The 1,804-nt window shown below is 28.5% G+C and carries 1 protein-coding gene; it reads left to right on the top strand.

Going from position 1 to position 1,804, the window contains the following annotated elements; translation table 11 throughout:
- Window positions 1-501 (top strand): type ISP restriction/modification enzyme (locus tag ACFILZ_RS09675; RefSeq protein ID WP_375611042.1); only part of this gene is annotated, 501 nt, incomplete at its 5' end.
- Window positions 502-1,804: the final 1,303 nt, after the last annotated feature.

The raw sequence follows: 1,804 nt of genomic DNA, 5'->3' as shown, positions 1-1,804 counted from the left end.
CCTCGTATCCCTTGTGTAAAGAGCACTGAAGATTTTTGGAAATTTGTAACTGCAGGGCGTGAACTGGGGCATTTGCATATGAACTATGAAACTGTAGAACCTTATCCTGTAACCTTTAAAAAAGGTGATCCAAAACTCACTGATATCCCTAATCCTGAAAAATTCTATTATGTTACAGAAATGAATTTTTTTGGGAATAGTAAAGTAAAAGATAAATCGACAGTTTTTTACAACAGCAATGTCACAATGACAGATATCCCTCTTGAAGCTTATGAATATATCGTCAATGGTAAACCCGCTCTTGAATGGGTTATGGAACGGCAATGTGTAAAGACTGATAAAAAGAGCGGCATTGTTAATGATGCCAATCGCTATGCTGTTGAAACCGTTGGAAACCCTGCTTATCCTTTGGAGTTGTTTCAAAGGGTTATTACCGTAAGTTTAGAAACAATGAAAATCGTTAAGAACTTACCAAATTTGGTATTAAGAGAAACTGAATAACTTATAAAGCATGCTTACAAATGGGTATGATAAACTCGTAAGGGGTATAGAGCTTATAACTGTAGTCTATACCCCTTTATACATTGCTTGCATACAATCTTTAAAAGGATAATTTATCATGCGTTATTCTAAAAAGAAGAAACTTGCACTTTTAGATACTCTTATTTGGATTGCCTTTAAGAGGTTATATCGTAATCTAAAATGAGTGCTTTATTGTTTTCAAAAGCTTTGTTTAAGGAGAGTTATATATATATTCATTTTGCTTATAGGTTTTGAAGGTGTAAAAATCGTCAAAACCCCCTCAAAACGTATATTATTAGTTAAATTTATAGGTTGTGTTATCAATATGGGTTGTTTTTTTAAGATCTGTAAAATCTTAACCTATTGAAAAATAACGTTTTTGCTTTTTATCGTTTTTTTACATAATAGCAGCAACCCTCAAAACTCAAAACCCCGTCAAAACTCATAACTATAATGATCTTGATAGCATCTCTTATGAGTTACAAGCTATCTTTTGAAAAGCTTTAAAGGATCATATGATTTTCATAAAGCACGTTGTAATCATTCTCTAAATCATAAGGTTATCTATTCAAAAGAACTGATTAAAATTCATAAAAGGGATTTTGATAACGTAATCAGTTTTTAATTTCATACGCTTTTCATAAGACACGTGTTAATCACTCACTAGAAATATAATTTTATCTTTTAAAAAGAACTAATCAAAATAACAAAAGCCTATTAAAAAGGATTTTGCTAATTTCTATAATTATCAATCCCTCTTTAGATAGTTTCATAAGTGTTTTCATAACAGTCTCTAAATTACAATTATCATATGTATCATTTTTATCATGAAAATGAAAAATAACACCATGGCTATAAAGCATATAACAGCTATAGAGAATGCGTAAAAATAACAGCCTTATTTGAATAAAGCAAAAATGCAAATGAATGCGTTGGTTATAAAGATCATCTCTATAAAAAACTGTTAAGTTGCAAATGTGTTATAAACAAAATTCACAAAAAAATTAAAAATCATTTAGTGAAAAAAACTGATAGGTTATAAAGATAAAAATACGCATTATGAGAGCGTTTATAAATATTATAAATGTATAATTCAAAAAACAACACAATCGTTTCATAAAGCCCATAATATAGCTTTAAAAGCACATAAATATAAAAGAAGCAATTAATAAGCACATGATATTATCAATACATAACGCATCTAAAAAAATACAAAAAAATATCAAAAAAGATAAAATATTATTTGACAATAAATACGTATTTTGTTATATAAATAATCAAG

Source organism: Bartonella sp. AP40SXNS, assembly GCF_042195825.1.
Taxonomy (GTDB): Bacteria; Pseudomonadota; Alphaproteobacteria; order Rhizobiales; family Rhizobiaceae; genus Bartonella.
This window is presented reverse-complemented; position numbering and strand designations above follow the sequence as displayed.